General features: G+C 45.1%; 12 protein-coding genes, 2 tRNA genes and 2 rRNA genes. 8 read left to right on the forward strand and 8 right to left on the reverse strand.

Features of this window, described 5'->3' with window-relative positions; genetic code table 11:
* The 4 genes from I8752_RS28900 to I8752_RS28915 form a co-directional block, all read right to left on the reverse strand.
* A 23S ribosomal RNA gene (locus tag I8752_RS28900) occupies nucleotides 1-2,809 on the reverse strand; the annotation flags it as partial.
* A gap of 176 nt (nucleotides 2,810-2,985) precedes the next feature.
* Nucleotides 2,986-3,058, reverse strand: a tRNA-Ala gene (locus I8752_RS28905).
* Nucleotides 3,059-3,144: 86 nt separating this feature from the next.
* Nucleotides 3,145-3,218 (reverse strand) — tRNA-Ile (locus I8752_RS28910).
* A 120-nt stretch (nucleotides 3,219-3,338) separates the two neighbouring features.
* Nucleotides 3,339-4,828: ribosomal RNA gene (locus I8752_RS28915) — 16S ribosomal RNA — on the reverse strand.
* Nucleotides 4,829-5,142: 314 nt separating this feature from the next.
* On the opposite strand from I8752_RS28915, the gene nadC reads away from it, so the two are divergent.
* Entirely contained in the window at nucleotides 5,143-6,012 is an 870-nt protein-coding gene (gene nadC / locus I8752_RS28920) for a carboxylating nicotinate-nucleotide diphosphorylase (protein ID WP_214435659.1), read from the forward strand.
* A 146-nt stretch (nucleotides 6,013-6,158) separates the two neighbouring features.
* On the opposite strand, the gene I8752_RS28925 is transcribed toward nadC, so the two are convergent.
* Nucleotides 6,159-7,757 (reverse strand): helix-turn-helix domain-containing protein, encoded by a 1,599-nt coding sequence (locus tag I8752_RS28925; RefSeq protein ID WP_214435660.1) that lies wholly within the window; start codon nucleotides 7,755-7,757, stop codon nucleotides 6,159-6,161.
* A 617-nt stretch (nucleotides 7,758-8,374) separates the two neighbouring features.
* Here I8752_RS28925 and I8752_RS28930 point away from each other — a divergent pair.
* The 3 genes from I8752_RS28930 (at nucleotide 8,375) to I8752_RS28940 (ending at nucleotide 11,054) form a co-directional block, all read left to right on the forward strand.
* Complete coding sequence (locus tag I8752_RS28930) at nucleotides 8,375-8,557, forward strand: CsbD family protein (RefSeq protein ID WP_214435661.1); 183 nt, start codon at nucleotides 8,375-8,377, stop codon at nucleotides 8,555-8,557.
* A 337-nt stretch (nucleotides 8,558-8,894) separates the two neighbouring features.
* Nucleotides 8,895-9,116: a hypothetical protein gene (locus tag I8752_RS28935; RefSeq protein ID WP_214435662.1), complete on the forward strand. Its 222-nt coding sequence runs from the start codon at nucleotides 8,895-8,897 to the stop codon at nucleotides 9,114-9,116.
* Between the two features lie 132 nt (nucleotides 9,117-9,248).
* A complete protein-coding gene (locus tag I8752_RS28940; RefSeq protein ID WP_214435663.1) occupies nucleotides 9,249-11,054 on the forward strand; it encodes a PRC-barrel domain-containing protein in 1,806 nt (601 codons plus the stop codon).
* 17 nt (nucleotides 11,055-11,071) lie between these two features.
* Here the strand turns inward: I8752_RS28940 and I8752_RS28945 are convergent, their stop codons facing one another.
* Nucleotides 11,072-11,992, reverse strand: coding sequence for a hypothetical protein (locus tag I8752_RS28945; RefSeq protein WP_214435664.1), 921 nt, complete (start codon nucleotides 11,990-11,992; stop codon nucleotides 11,072-11,074).
* Between the two features lie 148 nt (nucleotides 11,993-12,140).
* On the opposite strand from I8752_RS28945, the gene I8752_RS28950 reads away from it, so the two are divergent.
* The 3 genes from I8752_RS28950 (at nucleotide 12,141) to I8752_RS28960 (ending at nucleotide 16,213) form a co-directional block, all read left to right on the forward strand.
* The gene (locus I8752_RS28950; protein WP_214435665.1) at nucleotides 12,141-13,613 is read left to right on the forward strand and encodes a sensor histidine kinase; all 1,473 of its coding nucleotides are present in this window, start codon (nucleotides 12,141-12,143) and stop codon (nucleotides 13,611-13,613) included.
* A complete protein-coding gene (locus tag I8752_RS28955; RefSeq protein ID WP_214435666.1) occupies nucleotides 13,591-14,763 on the forward strand; it encodes a sigma-54-dependent transcriptional regulator in 1,173 nt (390 codons plus the stop codon). Before I8752_RS28950 ends, I8752_RS28955 begins: the two co-directional genes overlap by 23 nt.
* Nucleotides 14,764-14,863: 100 nt before the next feature.
* Nucleotides 14,864-16,213: an RNA polymerase factor sigma-54 gene (locus tag I8752_RS28960; RefSeq protein WP_225895979.1), complete on the forward strand. Its 1,350-nt coding sequence runs from the start codon at nucleotides 14,864-14,866 to the stop codon at nucleotides 16,211-16,213.
* On the opposite strand, the gene I8752_RS28965 is transcribed toward I8752_RS28960, so the two are convergent.
* Entirely contained in the window at nucleotides 16,179-17,366 is a 1,188-nt protein-coding gene (locus tag I8752_RS28965; protein WP_214435667.1) for an anion transporter, read from the reverse strand. The two genes, I8752_RS28960 and I8752_RS28965, sit on opposite strands and share 35 nt — an antisense overlap.
* Nucleotides 17,367-17,369: 3 nt before the next feature.
* Nucleotides 17,370-18,623 (reverse strand): MFS transporter, encoded by a 1,254-nt coding sequence (locus I8752_RS28970; RefSeq protein WP_214435668.1) that lies wholly within the window; start codon nucleotides 18,621-18,623, stop codon nucleotides 17,370-17,372.
* A gap of 225 nt (nucleotides 18,624-18,848) precedes the next feature.
* Between I8752_RS28970 and I8752_RS28975 the strand changes: the two genes are divergently transcribed.
* The gene (locus I8752_RS28975; RefSeq protein ID WP_214435679.1) at nucleotides 18,849-19,274 is read left to right on the forward strand and encodes a hypothetical protein; all 426 of its coding nucleotides are present in this window, start codon (nucleotides 18,849-18,851) and stop codon (nucleotides 19,272-19,274) included.
* Nucleotides 19,275-19,289: the final 15 nt, after the last annotated feature.

Genomic DNA, 19,289 nt, shown 5'->3' on the forward strand with positions numbered 1-19,289 from the left:
TAGCACGGCTCGGCTGCATACATTACTGCACTTCCACCTACCGCCTATAAACGGGTGTTCTGCCCGTGACCTTACCTACTTATGTAGTGAGAGCACTCATCTTGAGGTGGGCTTCCCACTTAGATGCTTTCAGCGGTTATCCGCTCCGCACTTGGCTACCCAGCGTCTACTGTTGGTACAATAACTGGTACACCAGCGGTGCGTCCTTCCCGGTCCTCTCGTACTAAGGAAGGCTCCTCTCAATGCTCTTACGCCTGCACCGGATATGGACCGAACTGTCTCACGACGTTCTGAACCCAGCTCACGTACCGCTTTAATGGGCGAACAGCCCAACCCTTGGGACGTACTTCCGCCCCAGGTTGCGATGAGCCGACATCGAGGTGCCAAACCTCCCCGTCGATGTGGACTCTTGGGGGAGATCAGCCTGTTATCCCTAGAGTAACTTTTATCCGTTGAGCGACGGCCATTCCACTCTGCGCCGTCGGATCACTAAGGCCTACTTTCGTACCTGCTCGACTTGTCGGTCTTGCAGTCAAGCTCTCTTATTGCCTTTACACTCGCCGCACGGTTTCCAAGCGTGCTGAGAGAACCTTTGCGCGCCTCCGTTACCTTTTAGGAGGCGACCGCCCCAGTCAAACTGCCCACCTGAAACTGTTCCTCTACCGGGTAACGGTAGTAGGTTAGAATTCTAGCTTCGCCAGAGTGGTATCTCACCGTTGGCTCCATATTCCCCACAAGGAATATCTCTACGCCTCCCACCTATCCTGCGCAAGCGAAGCCCGAACACAATTCCAGGCTACAGTAAAGCTTCATAGGGTCTTTCTGTCCAGGTGCAGGCAGTCCGTATCTTCACAGACATTCCTATTTCGCCGAGTCTCTCTCTGAGACACCATCCAGATCGTTACGCCTTTCGTGCGGGTCGGAACTTACCCGACAAGGAATTTCGCTACCTTAGGACCGTTATAGTTACGGCCGCCGTTCACCGGGGCTTCGGTCGCCAGCTTCGGTTACCCTAACCGACTTCCTTAACCTTCCGGCACTGGGCAGGCGTCAGCCCCCATACCTCCTCTTTCGAGTTTGCGGAGACCTGTGTTTTTGGTAAACAGTCGCCTGGATCTCTTCACTGCGACCCACGTCTGAGGTGGGCACCCCTTCTTCCGAAGTTACGGGGCCATTTTGCCGAGTTCCTTAGAGAGAGTTATCTCGCGCCCCTTGGTATTCTCAACCTCCCTACCTGTGTCGGTTTCGGGTACGGGTACGATATCTTCATCACATTACTAGCTTTTCTTGGCACTAACATTCACCATCCGGAGTTCGTAAACTCCTCCCAAACCAATTAGGGTATGGCTATCTTTCATGCGTCCCTAGCAATGCTCCCATATCGTAGTACGTGATTGTTGACACGTTGTCCATCGACTACGCCGTTCGGCCTCGCCTTAGGACCCGACTAACCCTCCGAGGACGAACCTGGCGGAGGAACCCTTAGGGTTTCGGGGCATTGGATTCTCACCAATGTTTGCGCTACTCAAGCCGACATTCTCACTTCCGTTTCGTCCACAGCTGCTCGCCGCTACTGCTTCTACCTACGACGGAACGCTCCCCTACCGATTAACCTTTCGATCAATCCCACAGCTTCGGTACATCGCTTAGCCCCGTTCATTTTCGGCGCAGGAGCGCTTGACTAGTGAGCTATTACGCACTCATTATAGGGTGGCTGCTTCTAGGCAAACCTCCTAGTTGTCTGTGCACTCCCACCTCCTTTATCACTTAGCGATGATTTGGGGACCTTAGCTGGTGGTCTGGGCTGTTTCCCTCTTGACGATGAAGCTTATCCCCCACCGTCTGTCTGGCAATGTGTGCTCTGGGTATTCTGAGTTTGTCTCGATTTGGTACCGTTCTCACAGCCCGCACCGAAACAGTGCTTTACCCCCCAGATATAATCATTACCGCTGCGCCTCAACACATTTCGGGGAGAACCAGCTAGCTCCTGGTTCGATTGGCATTTCACCCCTAACCACAGCTCATCCGCCGATTTTTCAACATCGGTCGGTTCGGACCTCCACTTGGTGTTACCCAAGCTTCATCCTGGCCATGGTTAGATCACCAGGGTTCGGGTCTATAAACACTGATTAATTTCGCCCTTTTCAGACTCGCTTTCGCTTTGGCTCCAGCATTCTCGCTTTAACCTACCAGTGCCTATAAGTCGCCGGCTCATTCTTCAACAGGCACGCGGTCAGACGTTGAATCGTCCTCCCACTGCTTGTAAGCTCACGGTTTCATGTTCTATTTCACTCCCCTTCCGGGGTTCTTTTCACCTTTCCCTCGCGGTACTGGTTCGCTATCGGTCACACAGTAGTATTTAGCCTTACGAGATGGTCCTCGCTGATTCACATGGGATTCCTCGTGCCCCATGCTACTCGGGATACAGCTACTATCTAGTCAGTTTTCAACTACAGGACTTTCACCTTCTCTGGTGCAGTATTTAGCTGCTTCGTCTAACCTCTAGATTCGATTTCGCTGTCCCACAACCCCAGTCAGTAAACCGACTGGTTTAGGCTTCTCCCCGTTCGCTCACCACTACTTAGGGAATCTCTTTTGATTTCTCTTCCTCCAGCTACTAAGATGTTTCAGTTCGCTGGGTTGGCTCTTTCCTGCCTATATATTCAGCAGGTAGTATACAGGGTTGCCCCATTCGGATATCTCCGGCTCAATGTTTGCTTCCAACTCCCCGGAGCATTTCGTCGGTAACCACGTCCTTCTTCGCCTCTGTGTGCCTAGGTATCCACCATGAGCCCTTATTAGCTTGACCACTTCAACATTGGTTTAAAACTTGCAAACACAATTCATCAATTGAATGTCTGTGTCTGCCTGCTAAAATCGCGTTACTATGCAGTTTTCAAGGTTCTGGCTGAGATTAATTCCCAGCAGTCTGACATCTATAATATGTCACGTTGCTGAATTTAATCGCATCTATCTTTTTCCAGGTGGAGGTTAGCGGACTCGAACCGCTGACATCCTGCTTGCAAAGCAGGCGCTCTACCAACTGAGCTAAACCCCCAGATAAAATTTTGGATTTTGGATTTGCGATTTTAGATTGAATAAACCAATCTAAAATCCAAAATTGAAAATCTAAAATTCTTCAGGTGGGCCATCCTGGACTCGAACCAGGGACCTCACCCTTATCAGGGGTGCGCTCTAACCACCTGAGCTAATAGCCCATAAGAACCAAATCATAGTTTGAAAGCACGCCACAAATATCTACGACCGACCTAGGAATGACCATCTCAATATCTATTTACTGTATGCTTTCGATATCTGAGTGGATTAGGTCTCCCTAAAAAGGAGGTGATCCAGCCACACCTTCCGGTACGGCTACCTTGTTACGACTTCACCCCAGTCACCAGCACTGCCTTAGGCATCCTCCTCTCCGAAAAGTTGGAGTAATGACTTCGGGCGTTGCCAGCTTCCATGGTGTGACGGGCGGTGTGTACAAGGCCCGGGAACGAATTCACTGCAGTATGCTGACCTGCAATTACTAGCGATTCCTCCTTCACGCAGGCGAGTTGCAGCCTGCGATCTGAACTGAGCTCCGGTTTACGGGATTTGCTTGCTATCGCTAGCTTGCTGCCCTCTGTCCGGAGCATTGTAGTACGTGTGTAGCCCAAGACGTAAGGGGCATGCTGACTTGACGTCATCCCCACCTTCCTCCGGTTTGTCACCGGCAGTCTCTCTAGAGTGCCCAACTTAANTGCTGGCAACTAAAAACGAGGGTTGCGCTCGTTGCGGGACTTAACCCAACATCTCACGACACGAGCTGACGACAGCCATGCACCACCTGTGTTCGCGCTCCCGAAGGCACTTTTCTCTTTCAAGAAAATTCGCGACATGTCAAGTCTTGGTAAGGTTCTTCGCGTTGCATCGAATTAAACCACATACTCCACCGCTTGTGCGGGCCCCCGTCAATTCCTTTGAGTTTCACACTTGCGTGCGTACTCCCCAGGCGGGATACTTAACGCGTTAGCTACGGCACGGCTCGGGTCGATACAAGCCACGCCTAGTATCCATCGTTTACGGCTAGGACTACTGGGGTATCTAATCCCATTCGCTCCCCTAGCTTTCGTCCCTCAGTGTCAGTTGCGGCCTAGCAGAGCGCTTTCGCCACCGGTGTTCTTCCTGATATCTACGCATTTCACCGCTACACCAGGAATTCCCTCTGCCCCGAACGCACTCTAGCCGTGTAGTTTCCACTGCTCTTATGAGGTTGAGCCTCACTCTTTAACAGCAGACTTACACAGCCACCTGCGGACGCTTTACGCCCAATCATTCCGGATAACGCTTGCATCCTCCGTATTACCGCGGCTGCTGGCACGGAGTTAGCCGATGCTGATTCCTCAGGTACCGTCATTTTTTTCTTCCCTGAGAAAAGAGGTTTACAACCCAAGAGCCTTCCTCCCTCACGCGGTATTGCTCCGTCAGGCTTTCGCCCATTGCGGAAAATTCCCCACTGCTGCCTCCCGTAGGAGTCTGGGCCGTGTCTCAGTCCCAGTGTGGCTGATCGTCCTCTCAGACCAGCTACTGATCGTCGCCTAGGTAGGCTCTTACCCCACCTACTAGCTAATCAGACGCGAGCTCATCTTCAGGCAGCAAGCCTTTTACCTTGCGGCACATCCGGTATTAGCCACCGTTTCCAGTGGTTGTCCCCGACCTGAAGCCAGATTCTCACGCGTTACTCACCCGTCCGCCACTGTGTCCGAAGACACCGTTCGACTTGCATGTGTTAAGCATACCGCCAGCGTTCATCCTGAGCCAGGATCAAACTCTCCATTTTGAAGTGTTTGCATATAGCTCTAATTTTGACTGCTTTTTTATCCACCTCAGCCCGGTGCTCTTATTTACTTGACGCAGGCTACTTGTGGTATAATGGCTTTCAAACTATAATATTTTCATGGTTCGGTCGCCCACCGGATTGCGCTCTCGTGCGCTCTCCCTCAGGCACTTATCCAATATAACTAACCCACCACACACTGTCAACTACTTTTCCCAAAAAATTGGAAAATTATTTTCTACCCCCTTCATTCCCATACCCCACACGGGTTTTCAAGCTATATTGTTTCTTGATGTCTTGCAATAAGCTACAAATTTGTGAGTAATTCAGCTATTTTGCCGCCTTGGTTGGTTTTAGATCCCTTTCTGCGTAGCTGGTTGTTGGAAGATATCGGTCGGGGCGATCGCACAACAAATAGCCTACTAGCACCAAATACAACTCTAGGAACTGCTAAGTGGATAGCAAAAGCACCAGGGATAATTGCGGGCTTACCAGTTGCAGCCAGAGTATTTCAGCTTTTGAATGAAAAAATCAACTTTATAGCTGTTGCTGCTGAAGGTGGAATGTGTGAGTCAGGACAGGTAGTGGCAGAAATTCAAGGTTCGCTGGATGCTTTGCTGATGGGGGAACGGGTTGCTCTTAACTTAGCTATGCGTTTGAGTGGAATTGCAACCTTAACAAATAAATATGTGGAGCAAATTGCTGATTTATCTGCCCAGTTGGTAGATACGCGTAAAACTACACCAGGACTAAGACTTTTGGAAAAGTACGCAACTGCTTTAGGAGGCGCGATTAACCACCGTATGGGGCTGGATGATGCAGTGATGATTAAGGACAACCACATTGCCGCATCTGGTGGAATTGAACAAGCAATCACCCGCATTCGTTCTCAAATTCCTTTCCCTTTGACAATAGAGGTAGAAACGGAAAGTTTAGAACAGGTGAAAAAAGCCCTACAGTACAAAGCCGACATTATTATGTTGGATAATATGCCTGTATACATGATGCAGGAAGCAGTGCAGTTAATTCGTCAGCAGGATAGCCGCGTAAAAATTGAGGCTTCTGGGAATGTCACTTTGGAGACGATTCGTGCTATTGCCGAGACTGGTGTTGACTATATTTCGAGTAGTGCGCCGATTACTCAGTCGAAGTGGTTGGATTTAAGTATGCGAATTTTACCTGAGTAATGTGACTGATTTGCTGTGCAGCTACTTTTTGAGTTAAAAGCTGAAGTTAGAAACGATAATATTTTTTCTTATTTAGCTGCTTTGGTATACGAATGTACTATCAACAGGCAACGATTAATAATTAACAAGCTTTTAGCAACTTATACTTACCAATCCATAGGGTGAAGACCGAGACGTTCTATTAGCATGGGTAAATCTTTAACAGAGACTTGGCGGTGATTGGTTTCTACAGCGTCAACCCAAGAGATGCTTTTTCCCATCGTTGAGGCAAAAAACGCCCTCGACCAGCCTTTAGCTTTTCTGGCTTTGCGAATAATCTCACCTGATGGCGATCGCAGTTGGCGCTGATTTTTGGTTTGGTGGTTAATTCTGTTTTGGCTTTGCGGGTAGTTTAACCGTTGTTGTGCTTCTAACGGCAAATTGAACCGCCAGCGTGACATTAAAAGTTCTTGCCAAAATCCAGTGGGACGTTTGCCTTGCTTGTTCTCCAACCAATCTGGCCCAATTTCAAGTTCTATTTGCCATCCAGCTTTTTTAACAACATTCATATCAGTTTCAAAGTCGTCTGCTAAACAGCGACGTAGTTGGCGATCGCTTGCTGCTGCTGTAACTCGCTTTTCTCCATAGGCAATTTCTAACAGCGTTTTGCCAATTAAGCGGTTTTGTAATCCGGGTCCAATTTGAAAAGTCAGCCAAATCAGGATTCTGGCAGCACCGACGTTTTGCTTACCAATACTAAAAAGCGTTTGTACGGTTTTCTTGGTGATGATGCCTGTATGGTAATAATATTCTGATTTGTTCAAAAAGTATCTTGCCCACTCGCCGGGTTTGACGGTAACAGTTAAACCAATCGGTTTGCAATGGCTATTCTCTGCTTCAGCAAATTTGTGTTCCACAGAAACGTTCCAAATTTGCCAATCTGTTGTTGTAAACGCCGGAATTTTATCTGTATTGAACCAAGTAATTTCTGCCAACACTTGAGCAGGTTGTCTTACCAAACTATCTAGAATCTCTAATTTTTGTGATTTGCTCAAATCACGGCGCTTTGATAAACCTGTATATTCAACCAACTGTTTATCATCGATCGCAAAAGCTTGATTACAAGGTTCGTGAAGCTGAAGTGCTTTAGCACAGTAAATTAGATGAATAGCACCTGCTCTGGGGTCAAATTCCTCAATGGTGGTAAGAGCAGCATCTATTGTTGATGCTTGCTTTTGTGGAGAAATTTCATCGCTGATATAATACTCGATTTTGCCACTACGTCCTTTATTAACAGGTTTTTCGTAACTCAAAATCGAATCAGACTTAATTTTCCAGGATAAATCTGACTTTTGTGACAAAACTTCTGCTACACCTCGCAGTACCAACGTCAATGCTGCTAATGTTGTCCAGCCATCAGGAAATAAAGAACCTGCTTTGAACCTTGGTTTCTCGGTTGGAGATTTCTGCTCTTTAAGTAGTAGTTTCAGCAGGAAAATTACAAAGCGCTCCGACTGGATACTCTCAATCTGACGAAAATTATTCCAAGTGACGAGATGTGTTTCAACCTGCTGTTTAGCCTCAGAAATTTGAGTTTTAACTTGATTTTTTGTTTCAAAAAGCTGTGTTTTAACCTGTTTTTTTACGTCAACTAAACTGACTTGACTTTTTTGTTCTAAGTTAACTAAGGAATCTGCGATCGCTTCTCTTGTTCGTTTTACTGTAACCTTTATCCGATTCCGTAATGCGTCAGATAAGCGTTCCATATTGATTGTTATTTTTGTCTATTGAAAGTAACTTCTGATATTTGCTAGGTGCAGATTTTTGACACGCAAACTTTATTTTAAATAATTTTTGTATACAGTGCAGGAGATAGTTTTATATTCTAACCTAAAAGATGATGGTGTAATAAGTTAATGCTTAATTATGAAATCCATAAATATAATTAATCAATACTATTTACAAGCGCCAATATGTAAGGTCTAAAAATTAATATAACTATGATGCAAAACCTTGTATTTATAAAGTTTTCAGAATTTTACATTTGCTGCTAAAAACAGGTCACAAAATTGCTAGAAACAGGTCACACCTTTATATTAAAAAGTTAAATTTTTAAAGGTTTTTACGAAATTTTTACAACATAGATAAACTAATAGGATCGTGCATTTTTAGTAGCTATATGTCAATTTTTAAACTTTTATGTATACTAAAAATGAAAGCTACAAGCTTTCTCAAAAAAGCACAATCAAGCTCTAACATTGATATGTTTAAATGTCAATGACTCTTACGAATTAAACTTATCTCTTTCGTAAGAAAGAGTAGTAAGAATCCAAAGTCTTGATTTTTTACCAACTTTTGAACCTGATTATCGAAGGAGAATTTTATGAGCTTAGAAGATAAAATCAAAGCAACTGCCAAAAACATTGAAGGTAAAGCTAAAGAAGTTGCAGGTCAAGTAACTGACAATCCAGAGCTAGAAGCCGAAGGTAAGCTAAAACAAGCTGAGGCTAATGTTAGCCAATCAGTTGAAGACACCAAAGATCAAGTTAAAAAACTGATCGATTAATCAATTTTACTGGCTCAAGAATCCCAAATTCGCAATTCAGAATTAGCGATAGATTCAAACTGTCATCGTTCTTCAAACGTACCGCAAAATTTGTCACTAACTTGTAGAGTATTAGTGCAATCGCAAGCATACTGATTTGTTTACCAATTTTGACGATGGTTTGATTGAAATACAGCAATCCTCATCAATAAATACAATATTTAGAGGATTGCTTTTTTCTTCTGTGGTCTTAATTAATTCAAATTGAATTTTGAAAAGTGTTTTATAGCTTCGATAGAGCTATCAATTAGCCATAGTTACTCTGTTTTTACTCGATAAGATAGTAAGGAAAAAAATAATGCCAAGATTGATAGGACAGCGGCGATCGCCTGCTGGTTTGTATATGCTTTCTGCGATTGTTGTCGCGATATCCGCTGCTGGAGTACTTGAATATCAAGGTGTCTTCGATTTAGAGAATCTGGTTCAACAAGTAAAAATTAAGCTGAACACAAGCAGTTTATCTTCTAATTCTCCAACAACTTGCTTATCTAAAATAGTGCTGAGTAATAAGTATTCATAATTAATTTTTCAATCATCGAAAAACTGTGAGGAAAAGCCATTGCGTAGGACGGGTTCCCTGGTTCAAAGCAAGCGGCATGATTTACCTGCAAACAAACTTTAGGAACTCAGCACTACCAAAGGAATTAAAGATATGCGTCGAGGAACTGATTTAATCGGAAAAATTGTTGTTGCTTACAATACCGGAGAACGAATTGAGCGGATTCAAGACTTGATTTTTGACCAACAGAGCGATCGACTTCTGGGACTGCTTGTGGATGATGGCGGCTTGTTTCGTAGTGCCCGTGTGATTCCATTTGCTCAAGTACAAGCGATCGGTTTAAACGCTGTAATTGTACCTTCAAAAGCAGCAGTTGTCAAAATTAAGAAAGCGCCAGAAATTAGAGCTATTGTCAAACGCAACAACGTGCTCAAAGGAACCCGAATCTTGACTATAAATGGACGCGATTTGGGAACAATGATTGACCTTTATTTTGACGAACAGACAGGAGTCGTTGAAGGATACGAAGTATCCGGCGGTTTGTTTGCTGATGCTTATTCTGGACGATGCTTTGTTCCTGCTACTAACACGCTCAAAATCGGAGAGAATTTTGCATTTGTACCCATTGAAACTGCTGAACTCATGCAAGAACAAGTGGGTGGTTTTAAAGGAGCCATTCAAACAGCTAGCAATACAATACAAGACACCACAGCAGCAGCTAATCAAAAACTTCAGAAAGTAGGTGAGATTGCTACAGAAAAATTCCAAGAAACAACTGAGGCTGTTAGCAGACAATTGCAAGATGCCAATCAAGCAGCAACAACATCGCTGACAAACGCGATTATCGATTCAACAGCGCAAAAAGCTTTTGTAGTTGGTCAAATTGCAGATAGAGATGTATTTGCCCCAGATGGCAGCATGTTAGCGATGCGGGGACAAACAGTTACTAGATCGATTGCAAATGAGGCCGAACGTCTGGGCGTACTCCATCAACTTTATCGAGCAGCTGGAGGTGATGTTGCAGCCGAGTTAAATCGCAAAATTCAGCAAACTGTAGACACAACTAGCAATCAATTCCAGGAAACTGTCAAACAAACAACTGCGATCGCCGATGAAAAGTTGCGATTAACAACTCGCAACACTGCCACCAAATTAATGAATGCAATTATCAATTCAGAAGAACAAAAGGCATTAGTAATTGATAGAGTGGTTGATTGCGATGTAATTTCCCCGAATGGAACATTGCTAATTGCTCAAGGACAGCCAATTTCATTGGAAATTGCCGAACGAGCCGAGCATCAGGGAATACTTAACCAACTCTTCCAAGCAACAAAAGGCAGCTTAACAGCCGAATTGAGTAACTCAACCAGCAATATTGTTGCTAGTTATTTAGTAGAACAAGCTTTGGGACGACGAGTGCATCAGTTAGTTCGGACTAATGACGGATTAGTTGTAGCTGCACCAGGACAAATTGTTACCCAACAAGTAATTGAGCGCAGCCGCAGTTACAAGCAAGAACGGGCGCTACTCAATGCGGTTGGCTTAACCTTCATTGACGCAGTTGGTTCTAGTGCCAATCGCACACTTGCGGATACAAGCGAATTGGTGTTAGATAGCGTTGTTCGCGTACAAGAGAATGTAACTAGCTTCGTGGCAATCCTGCAAAAAAGGTTTGAACAGGTACGCCAGCAAGCAATTCAAACATTAGAAGAACACCGCATCAAAGATGCTTTAGGACGTACCGTGAATCGAATCATTTTAAACAAGGATGATAGCGTAATTTTAAGTCCGGGCGATATCATTACCCATCGTGCCATCGAACTTGCCCGGAAAGCTGATGTGTTAGATATCCTATTAAGCTCAGTGTATAAAAAGGAAGAACAACCTGCGATCGCTTTATTAAATCCATCAGCAAAAACTAAAGTCAAAGAGCGAGAGCTGACAATCTCATCGAGTTAATTCTGCTTCAGATGCCTTTACTTTGTAGGCAGTGGTGGAGCGATCGCAACATTTTGCCCATTCGCGGTTAATTCGGTAGCTTCTATCACTTCTCCGTAACTGTTGCGGCTACCAAAACCCCGAACTTGAATTTTGTCATTTCCTCGAATCAAATCGATTAGTTGTTCGCCGACATGGGGCGGAAACTTAACTTCTACCCCAGAAGCGAGGATCAGTCCGTTAAGTTCTCCTCGATGCCCAACTAGCCAATGTTGAGCAGTACCCTCAGCAGAAAGACTGGTGTAACTAGCTTTGTTAACAGGAGGCAAAGGAGGAGTCGTAGGAGATTCGGCAACAATTGTCTGCTGGTGTTGATTGCCAATTTGGATGGCCCGGACTTCCTGACCAAAGCGAGTGGCTGTACCAGCTATGCCAGTGATGCGAACCTCAGCACCTAGAGCGATGGAGTTAGTTAGTTGCTTGCTTAAATGAGGCGGAAACTTTACTTGAAGTCCATTTTTGAGGAGTAAACCTTCGACTTTGCCTTCGGGATTGAGTAAGTATTGTTGTACTGTACCAGTGTAGGTGACAGCATCGCCATCAGGAGCAACTAAATTGGCTGAATTCACGATCGCCGCAGGCATTGCCTGTCTGCCAATCGCTGATTGCTGGTTGAGGGTAAAGTAAGCCCAAACGCCAGTTAAAGCGATCGCGATTCCGGCTACTCCACTGCCGAGGATTAAGCGCAGATTGCGGTGGCGAATTTTGTCTTGAGTCTGTTTGCTACGCAGAATTTGTAATGCCTCTTGAAGATTGTCTGGAGAAATGCCTGCTTCTGTTGCCGCTTGCAGCAGTTCTGAAGGCGCGTAGTCATGGGATTTTTGTCCTTGGAGTTGTGCTGCTAGGGCAAATAGTTCTGTAGCAGTTTGGGAAGTAATGCGATCGTGGAAGTTATTCATAATCCTGTCTGACTTAAAATTCCACATCCTGAAAGTGCAAAAATCGTGCCAAAGGTACAAGCCAAGTTAGACTAAATCGAGCAAGATAAAAACTAGTTTTGGCATAGTTTTTGCACCTCATGTTTTGTCTTGATTCAATCGACGTTTTATGATTCTGCGACGCTGGACACTAGGGCAGCAACTAACAATTTTGACAGTGCTGTTTCTGGGCTTCAGTGGATTGGCATTGGGACTGGTAGTACAAGTATTTGAAAGCCTAGAAGGCACAGTGATTGCTCGGAATCAGCGCGAGCTTGCCAGCGCTAATACACGGCTGATTCAGCTGTTTTGGGAATCGCAGCTGAATCGTACACAAATTCCAGATGAACGTTTAAATAAGTCCTTGGAAGATTTATCAACAGAGGCTTTGGTAAATTTTCCTCGTGTAGAAGGAGGATTTTATCTTTTACAACGCGATCGCCTGCTAGGATATGCTTTCCCCACTCACGGCGGGCCAGTGCCAAAAACCGACATCCCGCCTGCGGAACGAGATGCGATTGTGCAATTAACGCGACAAGCAACCAGTCAAGGATTACCTCAAGAACTAATACTACGACCAAAGCTAGACATCTTGGTACTGCGAGCCGATCCGCTACCGCTATGGGGGGCTGTGTGGACGATGAAACGGATGCCACGTCCGGAAAATGGGCAACCGAAAATTCTCAGTGGATTAATATTGCTAGGGATTTTGATTATCGGAGTGTGGACGTTTGCGATTGCAGCCCAACTTCAAAGGGGCGTGCAGCGATTGCAACTCAGTCTTAAAGCAATGGAGGCCAATCCCTTAGAGCAAATTCCCCCTCTACCTGCGGAGATGGGCTTATTGGGAACTGCCATAAATACAATGCAGTCTCGCCGTCAAGATTTGGAGCAACGCTTGCGACGAGTTGAGCGGCTAGCTTCCTTGGGACAACTGGTAGCAGGTGTTGCTCATGAAGTCCGCAATCCTCTTGCCAGTATGCGGCTGAACTTGCAATACACAGAACGTCAATTACAGAAACAGGAGATTACTCACTTACCGATCGCTAGTCTACTCGAACAGGTAGAGCGTCTGGAATCTTTAGTGCAGCGACTTTTGTATTTTGACCACAATCAGCAAGAAATTCCGACACCGACTTCGCTAGAAGCGATCGCTCAAGAATCGATGGCGCTGCTACGCTTGCAAGCTGATGAGCGGGGAATCGCTCTCATCTATCATCCTCCAACACAACCCTTTCCAGAAATTTTGCTACGTCGTCGGGAATTAGGACAGGTATTAGTCAATTTAATTTTGAATGCAATTCAAGCTAGTCCCGAAGCTGGACAGGTGACGGTTGGAGTTGGACGAGACGAAGGCTACTTAGTTGCTTGGGTTGAAGATCGAGGACAGGGGTTGTCTGCTGCTGAAAAAGAGCAAATTTTCGTGCCTTTCTATTCCACCAAGCCTGAAGGAACAGGATTAGGGCTGGCAATCAGTCACGAAATTATGACACGTCATGCAGGTTACATCGATGTGCAATCTCAACCGGGATGTACTCGCTTTAGCATTTATCTACCTTGGGATGAGGATATCAGGTGCAATGGCCAAAATTCTGATCGTTGACGACGAAAAAGCCTTGCGACAGGCGATCGCGCAAATTCTTAGCAGCGAAGGCTATGAAGTGCTAGAAGCGGCAGACGGAGAACAGGGATTAAAGTTATTACAAGATGCCGCGACTCGTCCCGATTTGGTGTTTTTGGATCTGAAAATGCCCAAAACACAGGGAATGACTGTGCTCAAGCAGCTAGATCAAAAACTATTTGAGTTGCCAGTGATTGTTATGACAGCCTACGGAACCAGCCGTACGGCAATCGAGGCGATGCAATTGGGTGCTTACGATTACCTAACCAAACCCTTTGACTTAGACGAACTAGTAACCCTAACAGCCAAAGCATTAGCCCATCATCAAGAGCCAATGTATCAAGTTGGCGAATCGACATTACAGGCCGGACAAGAAGAATTATTAGGGCGATCGCAATTGATGCAATCTGTCTTCAAGCTAATTGGTCGCGTTGCTCCCACAAATACAACAGTAATGATTACTGGAGAATCTGGTACTGGTAAAGAACTGGTTGCAGCCACACTTCATGCTACCAGTCCCCGCAGTAAAGCGCCTTTAGTAAAAGTTAACTGCGCCGCATTGCCAGAACATTTGCTAGAAGCAGAACTATTTGGACACGAGAAAGGGGCATTTACCGGAGCAAACCACCTCCGCATCGGTCGGTTTGAGCAGGCAAATAGCGGCACAATTTTTTTAGACGAAGTCGGAGAACTCAGTCCCGCTATTCAAGGTAAGCTACTGCGGGTGTTGCAAGATCGTTCCTTTGAGAGATTGGGCAGCAACCAGACACGCACAGTCGATGTGCGAATTATTGCTGCCACAAATCGCCATCTAGAGCGAATGGTACAGCAAAACCAATTTCGAGAAGATTTATTTTATCGCCTGAACGTCGTGCGGATTGAATTACCACCTTTGCGCGATCGCCCTGAAGATTTAGAGCAACTCACACAACACTTTCTCAACAGCATTGCTGTGCGACAGGGATTAAAACGGTTAGCGCTGGCTGAGTCGGCAATAAAGAAATTGCGAAATTATCCTTTTCCGGGAAATGTACGCGAATTACAAAACACTTTGGAACGAGCAGCGATTCTCTCTGGAGGACGCACGATTTTACCCGAATACCTCGTTTTTAACCACAAAGACGATACATAAGCACAAGCGAGTAGGGGGAGCAGGGGAAGCAGGGGGAGATGAGGGAGTGAGGGAGAATAACTTCTGACAACTGACAACTAACTCAGCACTACTTATAAACATGCCTATATTAAATTCAACTTCTTTAGAAACCCATTTAGAAACGCAAGCAATTCTTTATCCAACGCTGCGGCATTTGGTGCAACTGCTGCCTTGGAATTATCTGCGGGTTCGAGAGTATTTACAAGAACAAGCCAAGCAAAATCCTTTCTTGCGTCAAAACTCTGAAAATAGAGAAGCATTGCTAGAGGATGTTTTACCAAATTGGTACAGTCCAATTGCTAGAGAACTTAGTTTACAAGAACATTTGCGAGGACAAATTTCTGCCCTCAGCTTGACATCTAGACGGCGAGAAGCTTTAATTCACTTGACAAAGTGGCTCTCATCCTCCGGCTATTTAGAAGAATCACCACAAGTCTGGGCTGCGGAAAGCCCTTGGAGTGCCTCTGAGCTAAAAGCAGTTGTGCCTTTGCTGCAAAACCTCGATCCCCCAGGTGTGGGAGCGCGATCGCTACAAGAATGTCTGTTATTACAACTTCAAGATCGCCCCCATAGTTTAGCGGCGTTACTAGTACGAGATAATTTAGAAGATGTAGCCAATTGTGTTGGGAACTCAAACGAAGCTAGGCAAAATCAACAATTGTTACTAGAAAAACTGCAACAAAGACTTTTAGAACTACCCACTTTAAAAGCACTAACAGCAGCAATTTTAGAAATTCAGATGCTCGAACCTCGACCGGGAAGGAACTTTAGTTATTATCCGGCGAGTATAGTCACTCCCGATCTCAAAGCCGAATTTCATGCAAACAGCTGGCAGGTTTCTTTAGTTTATGAGGCGAGTCGAGAGTTTTGCTTGGATGAAGAAGCCTTTGCTACTCTCAACCAATACCCAAATAACCCACGATTGGCAACCTTGCTGCAACAAGCACAGAGTTTGCTAACGGCACTAAATCAGTGGCAAGAAAATTTACTCAAAGTAGGACAATTTTTGGTAGAACGCCAGCAAGCCTTTCTGGTCAGTAAAGATAGTCTAGATTTAGTGCCCACACCGCAGCAGCTAGTGGCTCAGTCAGTTGGGCTTTCCGATGCTACCATCAGCCGCATTGTGCGAGAGCGCTATTTATTAATTGGCCAAAAGCCTTGCCAAATTTTGCCGTTGCGATCGCTGTGTCCTCCGATTGGGGTTGGTGGACGTACATCTAGACAAATTCAACAGTTAATTATCCAATTGATTCAAGAAGAACCAACCACAAAACCCTACAGCGACGAGCAACTCGCTCAACTCCTAAAGCTGAGATTTGGAATGGCGATCGCCCGTCGGACTGTCGTTAAATACCGTCAACTAGCCGGAATCGATGCTTCTGCTGCACGTAAACTCAGTAAATCCAGAAATAACAAAGTGCCAAAGTGATAACAGTCAATGGTAGTCCAAATCGCAAATGCTCCCCAAATGTTAGCCGATATCCGCGTTTAGCAACTGCCTCCGCCACAATCAAATTGGCCACAGAACCCAGCAGCGTTAAATTTCCAGCCAATGTGGAAGCTGCTGCTAACAGTAGCCAAGTTTTTGTGTCGGGATGAGGAATTAAGTGATGTAGTAGCAGTACCGCTGGAACATTAGATACCAAATTTGACAACAACACGGTCACTCCCAGAATGCTCAAAGGATCGCGAACAAAGCCAGAAAACCATGTTAATAAACCGAGTTTCTGCACGCCTTCGGTGAGGATAAATAGTCCACAGAACATCAGCAGCAAATCCCAGTCCACTTTTTGTAAAATTCGCTCTGGCTTGAGGCGGCGCGTTACTAATATTAGTCCAGCAGCAATTAATGTTGCTTGAGCAGTCGGAATGCCAATCAAAAAAGCTCCCAGCAATCCGGCAGTAATTAGCAGACTCTTGATTAGCAGCGGTTTAAAGATACGATAATTAGGTAGTTCTACTTTTAAATCAGGACGCAGCAAGCGTACCTCTGGATACAGCCACCACAGCCACCCTACTTGAATAACTAAACCAATTAAAGCAATTGGTGTTAAAGCTTTGGCAAAGTCAAGATAACTAATACCAGAGAACGAACCAATCAAGATATTCTGCGGATTGCCGCTAAGTGTGGCAACAGAACCAATATTGGTTGCGCCAGCCAGTGCCAACAAGTAGGGAACGGGGTTGAGCTTGAGTAATTGTGTCAGACTAACTACCAGAGGTGTGAGAATTAGGGCGATCGTGTCATTGAGGAACAGTGCTGAGAGAAAGCCGCTACCAAAAGTTAGGACTATTAATAACCCAAATGGACTGTGGATATAGCGAATTGTGTAATCTACAGCCAACCAAAAAAAACCGGAAGCCGCTAAATTGGCGCTAATTATCATCATGCCGAACAAAAACACGAGTGTTTTGTAGTCGATCGCACTCCACGCCGCAGGCAGATCCAATAATCCCAATGCCATCAACAAAGCTGCACCTACTAGGGCAATTGTGGCGCGATTCATCCGCAGTCCAGGTAAGTAGCCCAACCCCAACCCAATGTAAGTTAGTAAAATCACAAAGTATTGCAGAACTACCATTGCTTACTCTCCCAGCGTAGATAACTCTGATTGAGAGCTTTCCGCATGGGATGTAGATTTAGTTTCAGGCATAAAGAACCAGAAGAAAGCCAAGGCAGAGGCGGCGATCGCCGCCATACTTAAGAAGCTAGCATTATACCCAGCTTCTTTAGCTACATAACCAGCTAAGTAGTTACTGAGGGACGCACCAATGCCAACAGCAGCCCCAATTGCTCCCTGTGCTAGATTGAAGTGTCCTGTTCCTTTAGTCAAATCGGCTATTACCAAAAGCTGCATCACGCCAAAAATTCCTGCACCGATACCATCCAATAATTGCACAGATACCAAAAAGAAAGAATTATCGCTGAGGGTATAGAGTACACCGCGAATCGGCAATGCTAGAAACGCTAGCAAAAAGATTGGTTTGCGCTGACTGCGGCTTGCCCGTTGACCGACTAAAATTCCTAGTGGAACCATTACTAGTTGGGCTGTGATAATACAGGCAGACATAAATAAAGCTGGACTGCCGCCTTTGTGATGAGCCAGCATTTCACCTACTAAAGGTAGCATGGCGGCATTAGCAAAGTGAAATAACACAGCACAGATAGCAAATATTAGCAAGCGGCGATCGCTCCACATATTTGTAACTTTAGAAACATGCACTTGCCGATCGCTATCATCGCCCCCTCGCGATAATCGATAGTCGATATCATGTTTGCGAATCTTTAAGGCACAGAAAATCACTGCTAACGACATCAGCGCAATAAAGCAAAAAATACCTGCTTGACCGACAAAATGACCGATTAATCCTGCTAGTAACGCCGCTACCACGTTTCCAGCCGAGCTGAGGGTTTGATTGCGTCCGATGCGGCGATCCATTCCCTGTCGCCCCACTAATCCTAGAGAAATAGCAGCGATTGTGGGGCCAAAAAAGGCTCCAGCAATGGCGGTCAGCGATTGGGCTGCTGCAATGACGGAAAATGTTGGAATCGCAATAGTAGCAATTGAACTAATGGCAATTAACACAGCCGCCATGACAATGAGCGATCGCTTTTGACGAACTCGGTCAATTAAGGCCCCAGCAGGTGTTTGAGCTATTACCCCTGCTAATCCAGAGATAGTCATTACTAAACCCACTTCCGCTGGGTTCCAATGTAGGCTCGATGTGAGGTAGACAACCAAAAACGGCCCGACACCACCTTGAATATCTGCCAAAAATACATTCAACCAATCAAGTGCTAATAAACTTTGTCTGCCAGATGCTAAGCGCGTAACCATGTCTCCTCCTCTTGCAGAAGTTCATAAAATTGAGTGACATATACTTTGGTGCAAAAACTATGCCAAATAAAATTACCGGAATTCAGCACAGAATTAGGTTGAAGAATTCAATTTATTCGTAGTGGTAATGAGTTATCGCTAAAAGTTCTAATTCAGGAAAATCTGCTGAGGTTTAACACTAATTCACTAGAGTAACATTTATGACAAATAGTGAGACTGTATGTGATGTTTAAACTTCTGTCAGTTGCTTTAGTCGCTGCTACTGTTTTATTAGTATCAAGCAATAATTCTAATATCAGTCTGGCTGGAACCTGTGCCTCTAAATGCGGTCAAGGCCCAATCCAATTTAAACCAGGACAACGTATTAAAGTTCAAGTAGTAAATAAAACACCAAATCCGATCCAACTGCAAAAACCTTCCAGCACTAACCCAATATCGTTAAATGCCGGACAGGAATTTCAGCTAGAACAAATAGAAGGTACGGAACCAAATACATCTCTAATATTTTGGAACGAAGCGGGTTTAGCATTACAAGCAAATATCTCAAAACCCAACTTTGGCACTTTGCGGGTAGAACTTCGTCCGACTTGGCGTTCTCCTGGCGATCGCTCGTTGTATATTATGGATGATGGTAGAGTGAACATATTTTAAAACTATTGTACAGAC

This window comes from Dendronalium phyllosphericum CENA369, from assembly GCF_016056275.1.
GTDB lineage: Bacteria > Cyanobacteriota > Cyanobacteriia > Cyanobacteriales > Nostocaceae > Dendronalium > Dendronalium phyllosphericum.

Coding starts and splice junctions, on each gene's coding strand:
- I8752_RS28925 (WP_214435660.1), bottom strand. CDS start 7,757: ATGGAACGCTTATCTGACGCATTACGGAATCGGATAAAGGTTACAGTA.
- I8752_RS28930 (WP_214435661.1), top strand. CDS start 8,375: ATGAGCTTAGAAGATAAAATCAAAGCAACTGCCAAAAACATTGAAGGT.
- I8752_RS28935 (WP_214435662.1), top strand. CDS start 8,895: ATGCCAAGATTGATAGGACAGCGGCGATCGCCTGCTGGTTTGTATATG.
- I8752_RS28940 (WP_214435663.1), top strand. CDS start 9,249: ATGCGTCGAGGAACTGATTTAATCGGAAAAATTGTTGTTGCTTACAAT.
- I8752_RS28945 (WP_214435664.1), bottom strand. CDS start 11,992: ATGAATAACTTCCACGATCGCATTACTTCCCAAACTGCTACAGAACTA.
- I8752_RS28950 (WP_214435665.1), top strand. CDS start 12,141: ATGATTCTGCGACGCTGGACACTAGGGCAGCAACTAACAATTTTGACA.
- I8752_RS28955 (WP_214435666.1), top strand. CDS start 13,591: ATGGCCAAAATTCTGATCGTTGACGACGAAAAAGCCTTGCGACAGGCG.
- I8752_RS28960 (WP_225895979.1), top strand. CDS start 14,864: ATGCCTATATTAAATTCAACTTCTTTAGAAACCCATTTAGAAACGCAA.
- I8752_RS28965 (WP_214435667.1), bottom strand. CDS start 17,366: ATGGTAGTTCTGCAATACTTTGTGATTTTACTAACTTACATTGGGTTG.
- I8752_RS28970 (WP_214435668.1), bottom strand. CDS start 18,623: ATGGTTACGCGCTTAGCATCTGGCAGACAAAGTTTATTAGCACTTGAT.
- I8752_RS28975 (WP_214435679.1), top strand. CDS start 18,849: ATGTTTAAACTTCTGTCAGTTGCTTTAGTCGCTGCTACTGTTTTATTA.